This is a genomic window from Bacillus pinisoli, assembly GCF_023036475.1.
Classification (GTDB): domain Bacteria; phylum Bacillota; class Bacilli; order Bacillales; family SA4; genus Bacillus_BS; species Bacillus_BS pinisoli.
Genome location: NZ_JAJQKI010000023.1, coordinates 1 through 17,159, shown reverse-complemented (window position 1 = coordinate 17,159; position 17,159 = coordinate 1). Strand labels below are relative to the sequence as shown.

15 protein-coding genes and 3 riboswitches are annotated in these 17,159 nt (G+C 38.4%); all 15 genes read left to right on the top strand.

The genetic code is table 11. From position 1 onward, the window contains the following. The first annotated feature begins 358 nt into the window (after positions 1-358). The 15 genes from LT143_RS19705 to LT143_RS19635 all read left to right on the top strand — a co-directional run bounded on the left by LT143_RS19705 (position 359) and on the right by LT143_RS19635 (position 17,026). Positions 359-748, top strand: coding sequence for a GntR family transcriptional regulator (locus LT143_RS19705; protein ID WP_246946117.1), 390 nt, complete (start codon positions 359-361; stop codon positions 746-748). Then, positions 741-1,640 carry an ABC transporter ATP-binding protein gene (locus tag LT143_RS19700; protein WP_246946116.1) on the top strand — a complete coding sequence of 300 codons (900 nt, stop codon included), beginning with the start codon at positions 741-743 and terminating at the stop codon, positions 1,638-1,640. The genes LT143_RS19705 and LT143_RS19700 overlap by 8 nt, the downstream gene beginning before the upstream one ends. Then, the gene (locus LT143_RS19695) at positions 1,615-3,588 is read left to right on the top strand and encodes a DUF6449 domain-containing protein (RefSeq protein ID WP_246946115.1); all 1,974 of its coding nucleotides are present in this window, start codon (positions 1,615-1,617) and stop codon (positions 3,586-3,588) included. The genes LT143_RS19700 and LT143_RS19695 overlap by 26 nt, the downstream gene beginning before the upstream one ends. A 20-nt stretch (positions 3,589-3,608) precedes the next feature. After that, the gene (locus LT143_RS19690) at positions 3,609-4,112 is read left to right on the top strand and encodes an RNA polymerase sigma factor (protein ID WP_246946114.1); all 504 of its coding nucleotides are present in this window, start codon (positions 3,609-3,611) and stop codon (positions 4,110-4,112) included. A 244-nt stretch (positions 4,113-4,356) separates the two neighbouring features. Continuing rightward, positions 4,357-4,695, top strand: coding sequence for a hypothetical protein (locus LT143_RS19685; RefSeq protein ID WP_246946113.1), 339 nt, complete (start codon positions 4,357-4,359; stop codon positions 4,693-4,695). A 141-nt stretch (positions 4,696-4,836) separates the two neighbouring features. Then, positions 4,837-4,948, top strand: a riboswitch (SAM riboswitch). 98 nt (positions 4,949-5,046) lie between these two features. Beyond that, on the top strand, positions 5,047-6,126 hold the full coding sequence (metX, locus tag LT143_RS19680; protein ID WP_246946112.1) for a homoserine O-acetyltransferase MetX: 1,080 nt from the start codon (positions 5,047-5,049) through the stop codon (positions 6,124-6,126). After that, positions 6,123-7,436 (top strand): homoserine dehydrogenase, encoded by a 1,314-nt coding sequence (locus tag LT143_RS19675; protein ID WP_246946111.1) that lies wholly within the window; start codon positions 6,123-6,125, stop codon positions 7,434-7,436. The genes metX and LT143_RS19675 overlap by 4 nt, the downstream gene beginning before the upstream one ends. Before the next feature lie 3 nt (positions 7,437-7,439). Next, a riboswitch (SAM riboswitch) is annotated at positions 7,440-7,534 on the top strand. 258 nt (positions 7,535-7,792) lie between these two features. Further along, positions 7,793-9,580, top strand: a complete 1,788-nt coding sequence (locus tag LT143_RS19670; protein ID WP_246946110.1) for a PLP-dependent aspartate aminotransferase family protein — start codon at positions 7,793-7,795, stop codon at positions 9,578-9,580. Between the two features lie 66 nt (positions 9,581-9,646). Next, positions 9,647-10,657 (top strand): aliphatic sulfonate ABC transporter substrate-binding protein, encoded by a 1,011-nt coding sequence (locus LT143_RS19665; protein ID WP_246946109.1) that lies wholly within the window; start codon positions 9,647-9,649, stop codon positions 10,655-10,657. Between the two features lie 16 nt (positions 10,658-10,673). Continuing rightward, the gene (locus LT143_RS19660; RefSeq protein WP_246946108.1) at positions 10,674-11,528 is read left to right on the top strand and encodes an ABC transporter permease; all 855 of its coding nucleotides are present in this window, start codon (positions 10,674-10,676) and stop codon (positions 11,526-11,528) included. A gap of 16 nt (positions 11,529-11,544) precedes the next feature. After that, positions 11,545-12,279 (top strand): ABC transporter ATP-binding protein, encoded by a 735-nt coding sequence (locus LT143_RS19655; RefSeq protein WP_246946107.1) that lies wholly within the window; start codon positions 11,545-11,547, stop codon positions 12,277-12,279. A gap of 20 nt (positions 12,280-12,299) precedes the next feature. After that, positions 12,300-14,003, top strand: a complete 1,704-nt coding sequence (gene acsA, locus LT143_RS19650; protein ID WP_246946106.1) for an acetate--CoA ligase — start codon at positions 12,300-12,302, stop codon at positions 14,001-14,003. Between the two features lie 186 nt (positions 14,004-14,189). Continuing rightward, positions 14,190-14,302: riboswitch (SAM riboswitch) on the top strand. 167 nt (positions 14,303-14,469) lie between these two features. Further along, positions 14,470-15,492, top strand: a complete 1,023-nt coding sequence (locus LT143_RS19645; RefSeq protein WP_246946105.1) for a methionine ABC transporter ATP-binding protein — start codon at positions 14,470-14,472, stop codon at positions 15,490-15,492. After that, positions 15,489-16,157 carry a methionine ABC transporter permease gene (locus LT143_RS19640; protein ID WP_246946104.1) on the top strand — a complete coding sequence of 223 codons (669 nt, stop codon included), beginning with the start codon at positions 15,489-15,491 and terminating at the stop codon, positions 16,155-16,157. Before LT143_RS19645 ends, LT143_RS19640 begins: the two co-directional genes overlap by 4 nt. Positions 16,158-16,174: 17 nt before the next feature. After that, on the top strand, positions 16,175-17,026 hold the full coding sequence (locus tag LT143_RS19635) for a MetQ/NlpA family ABC transporter substrate-binding protein (protein ID WP_246946103.1): 852 nt from the start codon (positions 16,175-16,177) through the stop codon (positions 17,024-17,026). The last annotated feature ends 133 nt before the right edge of the window (positions 17,027-17,159 follow it).

Sequence of the window (17,159 nt, the reverse complement as noted above, 5' to 3'; positions counted from 1 at the left end):
GCATATACTTACTAAACCTCAAGCGATGCTTGGGGTATTTTTTTTGACTCTGTTAAAGAACATTGTTGATATCTTGAAGTGTTGATTGCAGTGGAAGGATGCGAGACTCCTGCGGGAGAAGCGCGGTAAGGGAGACCCCACAGGCGTGAAGCGCCGAGGAGTGGGATTTTTCACGATAGTGAAAATATCCTTCATTTCCCGCCCGCGGAAAGCGAGCGTCCCGTAACGAAAATCAACAACCAAGTTTAAAAGAGCCAATTTTTTTTAAGAAAACACTTTCCAAAACAAGGTAATTCATATATAATACTAACTGTACTAACACTAATAATACACTTAAAACAGAAAAGGGAGGGTTGATATGTTTGAACTAGACATTAGAAGTAGACAGCCCATTTATGAGCAGCTAGTAGAAAAATTAAAGGAGTTAATTATGAACAATATTCTTAAGGTTGATGAACAATTACCATCAGTAAGGACGCTTGCTCAGCAATTAACGATTAATCCCAATACGATTCAAAAAGCATATCGAGAACTAGAAAGACAGGGTTATATTTATTCAGTTCCAGGGCGAGGAAGCTTCGTGAGTGAATCTTCAAATATTATCAATAATGAAAAATTAGAAAAGGTTAAACAAGAATTAGTCAAACTCTTAGCTGAGGCGTTTTACCTTGGTTTAAGAAAAGAAGACATGATTGATTTATTCGATCAAGTTGAAGAATCTACGAAGGGAGGCAAGCTGGATGATTAATGTAACGAATCTCTCTAAATCTTTTGAGGATCTTGAAGCTATAAAGGGCATCAGTCTTTCCGTTACAAAGGGATCTATTTACGGACTACTTGGATCTAATGGTGCAGGTAAAACAACATTGTTAAGAATACTTGCCGGAATTTTATCTCAAGACCATGGTGAGCTTACCATTAATAGTCAGCATGTATTTGAAAATAACAAAATGAAAGACCACTTGTTTTTTATACCTGATTCTCCTTACTTTTTCTCACAATATACAACCAATCAGATGGCTAGTTTTTATAGCAGCATTTACTCAAACTGGTCACAGGAGCGTTTTTTGAAGCTGCAGGAGGTTTTTGATCTAGATCGTAATAAAAAGATTCAAAAGTTCTCAAAAGGAATGCAAAGACAGGTTGCGTTTTGGCTTGCACTCTCTACCATGCCCGAGTTATTAATCCTAGATGAGCCATTTGATGGACTAGATCCGGTCATGAGACGGAAAGTGAAAAATTTATTAATACAGGATGTAGCAGACAGAGAAATGACAATTATTGTTTCCTCACACAATCTTCGTGAGGTAGAGGATATTTGTGATTATGTTGGAATTGTTCACAAAGGAAAGATGTTGCTGGAAAAGGATCTGGATGACTTGAAATCTGATGTGCATAAGATCCAAGTAGCTTTTAAAGGTGAAGTTCCTGAGCAACTATTCAAGCAAGTGGACCTACTTTATAAAGAAGAACGTGGCAGTGTCATCTTATGTATTGTAAGAGGGCAGGAAAGTGAGGTTATTAAGCACTTCCGCCAATACGATCCAGTTATATTCGACTTATTACCATTAACGTTGGAAGAGATATTTATTTATGAAATGGGGGACCAAGGCTATGCAATCCAAAACATCTTGGTTTAATAGAGAAATCATTCTCCAAGGATTTAGGAGTACGGGGTGGCTTGCAATTATCTATTTTTTAGGTGTATTCTTTGCCCTTCCATTACGAATGATGATGTATGTGTCAGAAGAAGACTCGATGTACAGATATAAATTTTTTCAAGACAACAATTTGTTCTCGTGGAATCCAGAGCTTTTAACACTTTTTTCTGGCATTGTCCCTGTATTAGTGGCAGTCTTTATTTTCAGATACGTACAGACAAAATCATCGTCTGATTTAATCCACAGTTTACCTGTTACACGTACACAACTTTATTTTCATTACGTTGGTACAGGGGCTCTGTTTCTTATATTACCAGTCCTTTTAAATGTGGTAATCTTATTTATTATCCATCCAGTATTGGGCTTATCAGCATTCTTTACGGGTAGCAATATTTTGTATTGGGCTGGAATTACAATCGTCATTAACTTGCTAATATTCATGGCAAGCGTGTTTGTTGGGATGATCTCAGGGATCTCTATCATTCATGGCGTGCTATCATATGTATTATTGTTTTCTCCCGTTGGCTTTGCTTTACTAATTACGTTTAGTTTAGATATGTTCTTATTTGGGTTTACGCCTGATATTATGACGGGAAATAAACTAGAAAAGCTGTCTCCATTGATAAGAATGGGCATGTTTAATTCAGATTTATTATCTACCATTGAAGTATGGATTTACTTAGGACTAACCATTCTATTACTCGTATTATCACTTGTGTTGTACAAGAAAAGAAGGCTAGAAGCGATATCGAACCCAATCGTTTTTCCATTCCTTAGACCAATCTTTAAGTATGGTGTCACGTTTGCTACGATGCTTCTTGGCGGATTGTATTTTGGTCAACTTCAGAATAGTTTGGGTTGGACGATCGTAGGTTATGTCATCGGCTCCATTATTGGTTATCTAGTATCGGAGATGATTTTACAAAAAACGTGGAGAGTCTTAGGTAGCTTAAAAGGCTATGGAATCTATGTTGTAGGTGTAGTGGTTTTATTCCTAGTTATTCATTTTGATGTCTTTGGATATGAAAAGAGAATTCCTGAACTAGCAGAGATCGAAAGAATTTATCATGGACATGAGAGCTATATGTACTTGAACCAAGAAGAATATGGAGTACCTATTGAATACTTCCATGAACAAGAGAATTTCGAGAACATTACGAACCTTCACCAAGCTATTATCGAACATAAGAGTGAGCTAAAAAGTAGGCAGAATATAGTAGACCCAGAATATGTGTATATTGCTTATGAATTAAAAAATGGTAAGAGAGTGATGCGTGAATATACCATCTCTAAAAGCGAATATGCTTCACTATTAAGACCCATTTACGAATCAAATGAGTTCAAATTAGTGAACTTTCGGGTTATGGGAATAGAGGCTGATGGAATTGATAAGATATTCTTTACACCTAGTGGAGGGATCCAAGCACGTGAAGTAACAATTACAGATGAAGCAGAAATTGAGGAACTACTGTCTCTACTGAAAGAAGATATACTAAATCTAAAATATGAACAGTACCAAGAATCTACTATTTCAGATATTAGATTTGATATGAAAGTAGATAATCCACACTTTGAGACCCATCATAGTATTTCAGCTTCTTATGTTGCTGTAGAAAAGTGGTTAAAGGAAAAGGGAATCTATGAGAAGGCAGTTCTATCGGGAGAGGATTTTGAATACGCAATTCTTCTGGGTGATCATCAAATTGATCTTAATGAATACTATTCCATGTCTAATGAGGCAATGTTAGACAAGATTAATAGTTTAGAGAATACAGTTAAGATTACCAATCCAGCTGATCTTCTTGAAGCTTGGAAGAGCACAAATGGCGATCATAGTAAGGGTACTAATATTGTATTTAAGTATAAAAATCAACCACATGTTGATTTTAGAGTAATAGATAAAGATGTCGCTAAACAGTTTAAGTAAGCAGTAAAGAGGCGGTGCAGATGGATTTTACAACAATCTTTCAAGAACATTATAAAAAGCTATATGGTCACGTGTATTCTATGATTAAAGACCATCATCTAACAGAGGATATCTTACAGGAAACTTTTATTAAAGCGTATGAAAACATGAAATCAGTCGTGGATGAATCCAAAGTTAGACCTTGGCTAATAACGATAGCCAAAAGGACAGCCATTGATTTTATAAGAAAAGATAAAAGACATGGCTATGATTTTGTGGAGGATCTATATACATTAAAAGAGGCACCAAGCCCTTCTGTAGAAAATAAAGTGGAATGGGTATTGCTGAAGAATGAGATTGAATGTGAAATTAGTAGCTTAAAAAAAGAGCAAAAAGAGATTATTCACTTGAAAATTAATGATGGCCTAAAAGAAAAGGAAATTGCAAATCACCTAAAGATGAATCAAGGTACGGTGAAGGTGAACTTGTATCGTGCCCGACAACATCTGAAATCAAGATTTGAACAACAACTAGTCATTGCATAATGAAGGCACCTACCATAGTGGTAGGTGTTTTTTAAAGTTTAAAATTCAATATAAAATATGACATTCTTTTATTTATCAATATTCTAATTTGTCACTATATGTGTGATGCGACATATTTCTTGGGAAATAAGCTAGAATGGTGTATTTATTTGTATTTGTGAACAAAATGTGTCGAACGAATAGCGGGGGAATACAAAGGTTCTTTGTTGAATTGATAAAGTAACATAAACCGGAGGGGATTTTAATGAAGGAGCTACTTAATCAATTTGTAGGGAATGTTTTAAATGAAAGTACACTACTTCCTATTTTGCCGAAGACACCTGTTCATATATGTTTTCAAATTGAATATGAATTATTTTTCCTAGAAATATCATCGCAAAATTGTGTCATTCACCTATCAAGTCCTGGTAAAACAGATGTATGGATTAAAGGTGATCATCGACACATAGAGGAAATCATAACTGGAGTAGAGAGGTTAAGGAAACTAGAAAGTAGGAATTTAATAAGAGTCACAGGCAAGCTAAAAGATATATTAATGGCCGAGGCATTGTTTTACTTGGGGCAAAAGAAATTATCGGCATAAAGGAATGATTTTAACGTATGAATGAAGATGTAGATGTAAAAAAACTTAATTATAAAAATTGTTTGACAGTTATAATTTCCCTGTGTTATATTCTCTACAGATAATATGAATTGTAAGTTAAAGCGTTAATTGAATAAAGTTTTCTTATCCAGAGAGGTGGAGGGGCTGGCCCTATGATACCCGGCAACCGGTTTTGTTTATACAAAAACACGGTGCCAATTCCTGCAGAGCAATTAGCTCTGGCAGATAAGAAGAGATGAATTTAGGTTATTCACCCTCTTCTTATGAAGAGGGTTTTTTTATGGATTAGAAGACGAAAAAAATGCAATTCTTACTTGGGAGGAGGGTCTAATGCCAAACGTGAAAGATGATGTTCAAACAGAATACGGAAAAGTACAGCTAGGGTCTTTTACTACGGAATTAGGCATTACAATTCCTAATGTTGAAATAGCTTTTGAACGAGTTGGTCCCCAAACCGCACCGGTGATTATTGTCTGTCATGCTTTGACAGGTAACCAGCACACGGTTGGTACAGAGGCAGAGCCTGGTTGGTGGTCAGGATTAATTGGAAAAGAAAAGTATATTGATACAATCAAATGGCAAGTCATTACGATGAATGTGTTAGGTGGATGTAATGGATCCACTGGTCCCAAAAGTATTGGTCCAAACGGCCAACCTTACAATGCTAGCTTTCCTTTTGTATCAGTTAGAGATATTGTTACGACTCAATACCTTGCTTTAAAGGAATTAGGAATCGACCAAGTTCATGCAATCATTGGCGGCTCTCTAGGCGGTATGCAAGTGTTAGAGTGGGGAGTGTTATATCCTGAATTTGCAAAATTGTTATTCCCACTTGCAACATCACCATATTTAAGTGATTTTGGCATGGCATATAATTCAATCGCTCGATATGCCATTACAAACGATCCTAACTGGCAAAATGGTGAATATTGTGAGAATCCTGAAGTTGGGTTAAGTATCGCAAGAATGATTGGAATGATTTCATATCGGTCTCCAGAATTATTCAATGCAAGATTTTCAAGAGAGACACGTGAAGGTTTCGGAAATTATCACCAAGAAAAATCTTATCAGGTAGACTCTTACCTAACGTATCAGGGGGAGAAATTCCTTAAGCGTTTTGATGCTAATAGCTATCTCTATTTATTAAAGGTGATGGATCACCATGACTTAGGTAGAAATAGAGGAGATTGGAAGTCTGCGATTGCGAAGATTCGTTCAAAAATAATAGCAATAAGCTTTGAAGGAGATATTATTTATCCTTCTGGATTATTAAAAGATGTTGTGAAAGAGCACCAACAAGTTCTTTCGTCCTCAAACCACTATGAAGTGTCCACTGTGTTTGGTCATGATGGCTTCTTAGTAGAATTTGAAAAGTGGGGACATCTTGTAGAGGAGGGGCTTTCAAGATGAGAACAGTAAAGGTTGCTTTACTTGGATTAGGGACTGTAGGCCAGGGAGTCTATGACACTATTAATAGTCACCAAGCCAAACTGAAAGAGGCAACAGGAGCAAATGTTGAAGTAGTTGGCATCTTAGTGAAAAACGCATCAAAATTGCGAGCCATACATCCAACGGTCAGAGTTACGACGGAAATTGAAGAAATTTTAGCAATAGATGAAATTGATATTGTTTTTGAAGCAATCGTTGGAATTGAACCAGCCAATTCGTATATTAAAAGATTTATAGAAAAAGGCTGTCATGTTATAAGTGCTAATAAAGAATTGCTAGCTCATAAAGGAAACGAGCTAACAACTCTAGCAAACCAAAACGGAGTCACACTTGCATTTGAGGCTGCAGTTGCAGGAGGTATTCCACTACTAAGAACGATTATCCAGTTGTTGCAAGTTAATGGAATACTAAAGCTTGAGGCCATCTTAAACGGAACAAGTAACTATATCCTAACAAAGATGCGCAAAGAAAAAGCTGACTTCAATGAGGTGCTAAAGGAAGCTCAAGCATTAGGATACGCTGAAGCAAACCCTGCAAACGATATTCTCGGAACGGATGCTTTTTACAAACTGATGATTCTAAGTAACTTGATTCATCAACAGCAACCGAGTTGGGAAGAAGTAGAAAAACAAGGTGTAAATAAAGTTTCCCTTCAGGATTTAATTGTTGGAGAAAAATTAGGCCTACGCCTTAAACTTATTGCCTCTTTAGAAAGACAGCAGGATATTATTCAAGCGGGGGTAAAGCCAGTCTATGTATCATCTAATCATCCACTTTACAATGTAGAGGGAGTCGATAACGGAATCGTTATAACGACAGATTTAGTTGGAACCATCCTCTTACAAGGTCCTGGTGCTGGCTCAAAAGCTACAGCAAGTGCGATGATTGAGGATTTAGTCTATATTAAACAGAATGGTCAGCCAACTGTGGGGACAGGAAGAGCTAGCAATCAATACGGAAGTGAGCAAAAGAGTGAATCTACTTCAGTATGGGTGGCAATCAGCGAAGCCTTACATGCAGATCATTTAAAGCAAAACTACACGATAACTAGTAAGCTAGAGCAACATCAAGTTCAGCTTTTACAAAGAGAATTATTGAAAACGGAAGATGGATATATTGTTGGAGACTTACTAAGAGGTAAAGAAGAAAATATCCTGTTATTTCTTCAACAATTAGAACAGGAAACACTGAGATTCTATCCTGTTTCATCGACTGGCTTATCGCTTGAACAATATGAAATTGAGCAACCATTAATACAAACAATTAAATAAATCTTCTTATCAAGAGAGGTGGAGGGACTGGCCCGATGAAACCCGGCAACCGATACAGGTGCTAATTCCAGCAGAAGTAAAAGTCTGAGAGATAAGAAGAGGGTAAAGCATCCTCTTCTTATGCAGGGTGCTTTTTTATATGACTGTGTAAAAGGTTAGTTTTGAATTTTTGCACAGTTGATTGAAGTGAAGGGATGCGAGACTCCTGCGGAGCAGCGTGGTAAGGGAGACCCCGCAGGCGTCAAGCGCCGAGGAGGCTTCCGAACCCGCCCGCGGAAAGCGAGCGTCCCGTAACGAAAATCAACAACCAAGTTTAACAGAGCATTTTATATAAAAATACTAAGGGAGAGATAATCATGACAAACCATTCTTATGATTTAGAAACATTATTATTACACGGAGGTCACGCTCCAGATCCAACAACAGGATCACGTGCTGTACCAATCTATCAAACTTCTTCTTATGTGTTTCATAATACGGAGCATGCACAGCGCTTATTCGCTTTAGATGAGCCAGGAAATATCTATTCACGTATTGGAAATCCAACGGTAGATGTTCTGGAGAAAAGAATTGCTCTATTAGAAGAAGGTGTTGCAGCTGTTGCCACTTCTTCAGGTCAAGCAGCCATATCGTTAGCGTTAATGAATCTGGCTCATGCTGGAGATGAGATTGTTGCAGCAACAAACCTATATGGTGGAACTTATAACTTATTCGCGGTTACTCTTCCGCGATACGGAATTAACGTGAAATTTGTAGATTCTTCAGATCCTGAGAACTTTCGAAAAGCAATCACTCCTAAAACGAAGGCAGTGTTTGCTGAGGTAATTGGAAATCCAAGTTTACAAGTGTTAGATATTGAAGCAGTTGCCAATATTGCTCATGAAGCAGGTATCCCATTAGTGGTAGATAGTACATTTGCTTCTCCAGCACTTTGTAAGCCCATTAAATGGGGAGCTGACATTGTCGTTCACTCGGCAACAAAGTGGATTGGTGGACACGGAACGTCCATCGGAGGTCTTGTCGTTGATGGAGGACGCTTCAATTGGAATAGTGAAAAATTCCCTGGCTTTACTGAGCCAGATCCGAGTTATAACGGAATTCGCTATGCGGTAGACTTTGGAACGTTAGCATTTATTACAAAGCTACGTGTTCAATTACTAAGAGACTTTGGCTCATGCTTAAGCCCATTTAATGCCTTTATGCTATTACAAGGGTTAGAAACGTTACAGCTTAGAATGGAAAAGCACACGAGCAATGCAAGAACAGTAGCTGAATATTTAGATAATCATCCAGCAGTTGAATGGGTTACATACCCAGGATTAGAAAGTCATCCTTCACACCATCTAGCTCAGAAGTATTTAACAGATGGAGACGGAGCGGTTGTTGTATTCGGTATTAAAGGTGGAAGAGAAGCGGGTAAAACCTTTATTGATTCACTATCTTTATGGTCTCATCTAGCAAACGTTGGAGATGCACGATCACTGGTTATTCACCCGGCATCAACGACTCACCAGCAGCTAAAAGGTGAACAGCTTAAAGCAACGGGAGTAACAGAAGAGCTCGTTCGTTTATCAGTTGGTCTTGAATCGGTACGTGACTTAACTAATGATTTAAATCAAGCTTTATTAAAAGCAACTGGAAACTCAGACAGTTTGCCAAAGGAAATTGTAATCAATGATGAGGGTGTTATTAAAGCAGCATTAAACTCTGCTACTGAAACAGTGGTTGTGGATGGGGTTGAGCAAACAAGAACGAAGAATGTGGCAATTGTAGGATTAAGTAGTAATCCAGCAAGACCTAGTCACAGACTAGCGGTCAAAATGAAGAGACTTGGATTTAGAGTCATTCCTGTAAACCCTAACGAAACAGAAGTATTGGGAGAGAAGGCATATCCAGATTTACGTTCAGTTCCTGATCAAATTGATATTGCTCAAATCTTTAGAGCATCCGATGCAGCAGTGGAGTTAGCAATAGAAGCAGCTGCCGTAAGACCGGGAATCTTCTGGCTACAAGAAGGAGTAATTTCAGAAGAAGCCGTAACGATTGCAAAGGAAGCTGGACTAGAGGTGGTTTATAACCGCTGCACATATAAAGAAGCACAGCGTTTACGAGGATCGATTTCAACTTACGCTTGTGAGATATAAAAACAAAAAATACAGTAACGGGGCCTTACACTAAAAAGGCCCCCATATAAAAGGGGAGTTTTAAAAATGAAAAATAAAAAATTCAAGCTTGTTTTAGCACTAATTCTTAGTATTTCTATAGGTTTACTTACAGCTTGCGGAAGCAGTTCAACATCAAGTAACAACGAAGGCTCAGAAGGAGCAAAACCAGAAAAAATTCGTTTAGACTATGCATTCTATTCTCCTACTAGCCTTGTTTTAAAGGAAAAAGGTTGGGTAGAAGAAGCATTTGAAGCAGAAGGAATTGAAGTAGAGTGGGTACAAAGCTTAGGAAGTAACAAAGCGTTAGAATTTTTAAACAGTGATAGTATTGATTTTGGTTCAACGGCAGGAGCAGCAGCACTTATTGCAAAGTCAAAAGCATCACCAATTGAAACAGTTTATATTTACTCAAAGCCTGAGTGGACGGCACTAGTAGGACCGGGTAACACAGATATCAAATCAGTAGCAGACTTAAAAGGTAAGAAAATTGCCGCGACTTTAGGAACAGATCCTTATATCTTTCTATTACGTGCTCTTGATGAAGCGGGTTTAAAAAGTACAGATGTTGAGATTGTGAACCTTCAACATGGTGACGGAGCATCTGCTTTAGTATCTGGTGATGTAGATGCATGGGCAGGTCTTGATCCACACATGGCTAAGCTGGAAGTAAATGAAGGCACAAGCTATATCTATCGTAACCCAGATTTCAATACGTATGGTACGTTAAATGTTCGTTCAGAATTTGCTGAGCAATATCCACAGTATGTAGAGAAGGTCATCGAGCTTTACGAGAAAGCAAGAACATGGGCAGTAGAAAATGAGGAAGAAGCTGCCAAGATTCTAGCAACTCAAGCACAGCTTGATGAAGAAGTGGCAAAGCTACAAATCTCAAGAAATGATTTCTCAAGTCCAGTTCCTGGTGATAAACAAGTCAATGCATTAATTGAAGCTGGAAAAGTACTTCAAAATGGCGGCGTGATTGACGCTGGTGCAGACTTAGAAAAGTTAGCTAATGAATTAATTCAACCATCATTTGCAGAGAAAGTAATCAAGTAAGTAGGAGGTTGATGTGATGTCACAGCAATCTGAAAGCAATACGATTAAGACAATTCCAAAAACATATAAACTAGCTTTACCGTTTAAAAAACTCAATCTATCAACGAGTGATCTTTTAATCGGCAGCATTTTACCTATCATTTTGATTGTTGTATGGGAGATACTCAGTAAAACTGGAGTATTTCCTGTACATCAGTTGCCGGCACCATCCATTATTGTTCAGAAGATCTATTCCATGCTTCAAGACGGAAGCCTATGGGTTCATACGGGAATTACATTTTACCGAGTACTAGTTGGATTTTTTGTTGGAACGGCTGTAGCTGTGATTATTGGTTCGTTTGTTGGCTTTTTTAGACTAGCTGAACGAATAATTGATCCGCTGTTACAAGCGTTTCGTTCCATCCCTTCTCTAGCATGGGTGCCGCTATTTCTTTTATGGCTTAGTTTTGGAGAGGTTTCGAAAATTACGTTAATCGCGGTTGGTGTTTTCTTCCCGGTTTATCTTAATATCGTAAGTGGTGTGAAAGGTGTGGATCGTAAGCTTATTGAAGTAGGGAAAATCTATGGATTCTCGACCTTTCAACTTATTAAAAGGATTATTTTACCGGCATCCCTTCCATCTTTTCTAGTAGGGATTCGAAGTGGCTTAGGGTTAGGCTGGATGTTCGTAGTAGCAGCAGAGCTAATGGGAGCAAGTAAAGGTCTCGGTTACCTTCTTGTATTTGGTCAGAATATGAGTTCACCAGATATCATTATCGCTAGTATTATTCTCTTTGCCATTCTAGGTAAGATAACGGATGCGATTTTAAAGGGAATTGAAAACAAAGCCCTACATTGGCAAGACAGCTTATCAAGTTCTAATGGAAAATAAAAAGGTGGTGAGTCCATTGGTATTATCGGTAGAACGAGCGACAAGAAAGTTTGAAAACGGGAATGTAGCATTTCGTAATATCAGCTTTTCGGCAAAAAATGGAGAAATTATTGGGTTAATTGGTACGAGTGGCTGTGGAAAAAGTACGTTACTTCGCACCGTTTCAGGATTAGATCAAAACTATGAAGGTAGTATTCTCGTAGAAGGAAAAGAAGCAAGAGATCATAACGAAAATATTAGCTTCATGTTCCAGGAGCCAAGGCTAATGCCATGGCTAGCCGTTATAGAAAATGTACTTTTCGGAGTAAAAGATAGAGTGGCAAATGAACAATCAGCTATTCAACTTTTAGAACAGGTCGGCTTAAAAGGCTTTGAAAAGCAGTATCCAAAGGAGCTGTCTGGTGGGATGGCTCAACGTGTCGCAATCGCAAGAGCACTGATTACCTCTCCACATATACTCCTCTTGGATGAACCTTTTAGTGCTTTAGATGCGTTTACGAAAATGCAACTCCAGGACCTACTATTAGAGGTATGGGAGCAAAAGAAAGCAACGATGCTCGTTGTCACCCATGATATTGATGAGGCCCTTTATCTGTGTGACCGCATCCTTATTTTTAGAGGGCAGCCAGGAGAGCTCTGTGAAGAAATTGTCATTGATCGTCCTCGTCCTCGCTCTAGAGGAGACGAGGAACTAGCCAAAGAGAAAAAACGTATTCTTTCATTGTTAAATCTAGAAAAAGTAAAATCATAAGCAAAGGAGTTAGTATTGCCATGAGCGAATCAAATCCTATTACTTTACAACCTAGAAATGGTACCCATAATCTACTGAATTACGAGGAAACTTATGAGCAATTTAAGTGGGATTCTGTCCATCCTCATTTTAGTTGGTTCCAAACGAATAAGGTCAATATGGCGTATGAATGCATTGACCGTCATGTAGAAGATGGGTATGGAGAGAAAGAAGCGCTTATTTATATAAATGGTTCATCGAAAGAAGTTCTGACTTTCTCAGATTTGAAGAAAAGAACAGATGAATGGGCCCACTTGCTTAAGTCTCAAGGTGTGGAAAAGGGTGACCGTGTATTCACCTTTTTACCTAAAAATCCAGAAGGTTATATTGCCGTATTAGCGATTATTAAAGTAGGTGCGATTGCTGGGCCATTATTTGAAGCGTTCATGGAGGATGCCATTTTTGACAGGATGTATGATTGCGAGGCATCAGTTTTATTAACAAATGCAGAGCTGCTTGAACGTGTTCCAGTCGAAAAGCTCCCTGACCTTCGTTCTATTTATATCACTGATGATGCAGACCATCCGATTGCAAGATCAATTCCGAAGCTACTACGCGAAAATTCATTTGAAGGAGAAGCGGTGGAGTGGGTTGATTTAAATGATGGAATGATTATTCATTATACATCTGGGTCTACAGGGAAGCCCAAAGGAGTCTTACATGCTCATCGAGTAATGATTCAGCAGTACCAAACAGGAAAATGGGTGTTGGATTTACAAGAAAATGATGTATATTGGTGTACGGCACATCCAGGTTGGGTAACGGGAAGTTCCTATGGGATTTTCGCCCCTTGGTTAAACAGAACGACGATTGTTGTACATGGAGGTAGATTTAAGGCGGAGGAATGGTTTCAGGCCATTGAAGATACGGGTGTTACGGTCTGGTATAGTGCACCTACAGCTTTTAGATTACTAATGAATGATACAGATCGCATTAAAGAGTATAACCTTTCTTCTTTACGCCATATTTTAAGCGTAGGTGAACCGTTAAATCCAGAAGTTATTACGTGGGCATTAGAAGCTTTTAACCTCCGAATTCATGATACATGGTGGATGACGGAAACAGGTGCTCAATTAGTTGTGAACCTACCTTCTGCACCTATTAAGCCTGGTTCAATGGGGAGAGCACTACCTGGAATTACAGCGGGAATTATTGATCTAGAGGGTAATGAAGTAAAGTGCGGGGAATTCGGTCTACTTGCTATTAAGAAGGGCTGGCCATCCATGATGAAGGAAATATGGAAAAATGAAGAGAAGTATCATTCTTATTTCATTAATAATTGGTATGTATCTGGTGATCTCGCTCGCATGGATGAGGATGGATATGTGTTCTTCCAAGGAAGAAATGACGATATGATTAACTCTTCAGGAGAGAGAATTGGACCGTTTGAAGTAGAGAGTAAATTAATTGAACATCCGGCTGTAGTAGAAGCTGCTGTTATAGGAAAGCCTGACGAACTACGTGGGGAAATTGTAAAAGCATTCATTGTGTTAACAGACGGTTATACTGAATCAGAGGAACTTTTAAAAGAGATTCAGACTTTTGTACGGCTTAAGCTGGCGGCTCATGCAATGCCAAGAGAAATTGAAGCCATTGATGAATTACCGAAAACACCGATTAGTGGAAAAATACTCCGTAGAATTCTTAAAGCACAGGAGATTGAGAAGCAAAAAGTACAAGTGTAATTTAGTAACGATTACTGAGATTATGTATGATTTTGTATCCAATTTTTTACTTATATAAATATATGACAAAATGATTGACGCCAATGATTTTAACATGCTAAAATCACTCTCGTACTTAAAAAATTCTATGAGTTAAACCTAACCAAGAAAACAATAGATGATTAGCCAAACATATAAATAGATTTACTCTTATCTAGAGAGGTGGAGGGACTGGGCCCTATGAAACCCGGCAACCGTCAACAATCGTTGAAATGGTGCCAATTCCTACGAAGCATTCAGGTTGCTTTGGGAGATGAGAGAAAGGAAGCTTTCTGTTCCCTTTCTGCTCATTTTTGCAGGAAGGGTTTTTTCATGCTCGAAATTCCTTGTTTATAATTATCACCAAGTAGTAGAAGCTAAATGTATATCTATTGAAATTATTCATACTAATTTGATAGGCGAACTCAGGAAGAAACGAGGTGATAGCATGATTACATTAAAGGATGTTAAAAAGGTTTTCTCTTCAAAAAGCGGTAAAGTAACAGCGGTAAACGGAATTAACCTGGAGATTAAAAAAGGTGAAATCTTTGGAGTGATTGGATACAGTGGTGCCGGCAAAAGTACGTTAATCCGGATGTTCAATCAGCTTGAAAAGCCGACAGAGGGTTCGGTTATGGTTGATGGGCGTGACATGGCGAAGATTCAAGGAAAAGAACTACGACTGGCTCGCCAAGAAACAGGGATGATTTTCCAACATTTTAACTTACTATGGTCACGAACCGTCCGAGAAAACATTGCATTTCCACTTGAAATTGCGGGTGTTCGAAAAGCCGAGCAACAAAAACGTGTAGATGAGCTTATTGAGCTTGTTGGATTAAAGGGGAGAGCGGATGCTTATCCTTCTGAACTAAGCGGAGGGCAAAAGCAAAGAGTAGGGATTGCAAGAGCGTTAGCAAATAATCCTAAAGTACTTCTTTGTGACGAAGCTACTTCAGCATTAGATCCACAAACAACTGATTCTATTTTGGAATTGTTAGTTGATATAAATGAAAGATTAGGATTAACGATTATCCTTATTACTCACGAGATGCATGTTATCCGCAAAATCTGTCATCGTGTAGCTGTCATGGAAAATGGCCGTGTCGTTGAACAAGGTGATGTTCTTACTGTTTTTAGAAACCCAAAAGAGGAGATTACAAAGCGTTTTGTTGGGCAGTTAACAGAGCCTGAAGAAACACAGGAAACAGCTGAAAGCCTTCTTGAGAAGTACCCTAATGGAAAGGTTATTCAATTAACCTTTGTTGGAGAAGAAACAGAACAGCCTCTTATAACGAATGTCATTAGGAAGTTTAATATTACAGTCAATATCCTTCAGGGGAAAATTGCTCACCTTCAAACAGGGTCATATGGAACATTGTTTGTCCATGTAGACGGAGTGGATGAAGAGATTGAAAAAGCGATTGACTATGTGCGTAATCAAGCAGTGGAAGTGGAGGTGATCTCTAAATGATGGAGCAGCTACTTCCGAATGTAAACTGGGATAAGATGATTGAAGCAACACTTGAAACACTTTATATGACAGCCATCTCTGTGCTGGCAACGTTTGTTTTAGGGATTATCCTGGGCTTGTTATTATTTTTAACTGGGAAGGGTAATCTATGGGAGAATGCGGCGGTTAACTCTTTTGTTGCAGCAATTGTCAACATCTTTAGATCAATACCGTTTATTATCCTTATTATATTGTTGATTCCTTTTGCCAAGTTCATAGTTGGAACGATGTTAGGTTCAAATGCAGCATTACCAGCACTTATTGTAGGGGCCGCTCCTTTTTATGGCCGTATGGTTGAAATCGCCCTTCGTGAAATAAATAAGGGTGTCATTGAAGCTTCAAGAGCAATGGGTGCAACGACGTGGACAATTATATGGAAGGTTTTATTGCCTGAATCCATGCCTGCGTTAGTTTCTGGCATAACGGTAACTGCCATCGCATTAGTTGGTTATACAGCAATGGCGGGTGTAGTCGGAGCTGGAGGCCTAGGAAATCTAGCCTTTTTAGAAGGATTCCAACGCTCTCAAGAAGATGTCACAATTGTATCAACGATTATCATTTTAATTATTGTATTCATTATTCAATTTATAGGTGACCGAGTCACATCTATGTTAGACAAAAGATAAAGGAGATTGATATCAAAATGAAAAAGATTTTAAGTATTTTAGGATTAGCATTTTTAGTACTTGCACTTGCTGCTTGTGGAACAGGTGGACAAACAGAAGAAGAAACAACACAAGGTGCAGAAACAACTGAAGCAAAGAAGCTTGTAGTGGGAGCTTCGAACGTGCCACATGCTGAAATTTTAGAACAAGCAAAGCCAATTTTAGCAGAACAAGGAATTGAGTTAGAGATCGTTCCGTTCCAAGATTATGTACTACCAAACAAGGCACTTGCTGATGAAGAAATTGATGCAAACTATTTCCAACACATCCCTTACTTAAAGCTTCAAATGGCTGAAAATGATAACTACGACTTTGTAAATGCTGGTGGTATTCATATCGAGCCAATTGGTGTATATTCTAAAAAATACAAGAGCCTAGAAGAGCTTCCTAATGGCGCAAAAATTATTATGAGTAATGCAGTAGCTGACCACGGTCGTATCTTAACAATGCTTCAAGACAAAGGCTTAATTAAGTTAAAAGAAGGTATCGACACAACGGCTGCAACTGTAGATGATATTGTTGAAAATTCAAAGGAACTTGAATTCGAAGCTGACGTAGAAGCGGGATTACTTCCACAGGTTTACAACAATGACGAAGGTGACGCAGTACTAATCAACACAAACTATGCAATTGACGCTGGATTAAACCCAATGGAAGATGCTATTGCAATTGAAGGACCAGAATCTCCATATGTAAACATCATCACAGTTCGTGCAGGTGACGAAGGTCGTGAAGAAGTAAAAGCTTTAGTTGAAGTACTTCGTTCAGAAGCAATTCAAACTTTTATTAAAGAAGAATACAAAGGTGCGGTTGTACCTGTAAGTGAATAATATATAGAAGAAAGACGTCTTAGATTGTTGGGTCTAGGGCGTCTTTTTTTGTGCAGGCGGGGGCGGGGGAAAGCATAGTCGCAAGAAAAGGTAGTAAAGTCGCAAATAAAGTACGATAAGTTGCAAGAAAATA

Excerpts from the sequence above, each read along its gene's own strand:
- LT143_RS19705 (WP_246946117.1), top strand. The coding sequence starts at position 359 with ATGTTTGAACTAGACATTAGAAGTAGACAGCCCATTTATGAGCAGCTA.
- acsA (WP_246946106.1), top strand. The coding sequence starts at position 12,300 with ATGAGCGAATCAAATCCTATTACTTTACAACCTAGAAATGGTACCCAT.
- LT143_RS19675 (WP_246946111.1), top strand. The coding sequence starts at position 6,123 with ATGAGAACAGTAAAGGTTGCTTTACTTGGATTAGGGACTGTAGGCCAG.
- LT143_RS19670 (WP_246946110.1), top strand. The coding sequence starts at position 7,793 with ATGACAAACCATTCTTATGATTTAGAAACATTATTATTACACGGAGGT.
- LT143_RS19690 (WP_246946114.1), top strand. The coding sequence starts at position 3,609 with ATGGATTTTACAACAATCTTTCAAGAACATTATAAAAAGCTATATGGT.
- LT143_RS19685 (WP_246946113.1), top strand. The coding sequence starts at position 4,357 with ATGAAGGAGCTACTTAATCAATTTGTAGGGAATGTTTTAAATGAAAGT.
- LT143_RS19645 (WP_246946105.1), top strand. The coding sequence starts at position 14,470 with ATGATTACATTAAAGGATGTTAAAAAGGTTTTCTCTTCAAAAAGCGGT.
- LT143_RS19635 (WP_246946103.1), top strand. The coding sequence starts at position 16,175 with ATGAAAAAGATTTTAAGTATTTTAGGATTAGCATTTTTAGTACTTGCA.
- LT143_RS19640 (WP_246946104.1), top strand. The coding sequence starts at position 15,489 with ATGATGGAGCAGCTACTTCCGAATGTAAACTGGGATAAGATGATTGAA.
- metX (WP_246946112.1), top strand. The coding sequence starts at position 5,047 with ATGCCAAACGTGAAAGATGATGTTCAAACAGAATACGGAAAAGTACAG.
- LT143_RS19695 (WP_246946115.1), top strand. The coding sequence starts at position 1,615 with ATGCAATCCAAAACATCTTGGTTTAATAGAGAAATCATTCTCCAAGGA.
- LT143_RS19700 (WP_246946116.1), top strand. The coding sequence starts at position 741 with ATGATTAATGTAACGAATCTCTCTAAATCTTTTGAGGATCTTGAAGCT.
- LT143_RS19660 (WP_246946108.1), top strand. The coding sequence starts at position 10,674 with ATGTCACAGCAATCTGAAAGCAATACGATTAAGACAATTCCAAAAACA.
- LT143_RS19665 (WP_246946109.1), top strand. The coding sequence starts at position 9,647 with ATGAAAAATAAAAAATTCAAGCTTGTTTTAGCACTAATTCTTAGTATT.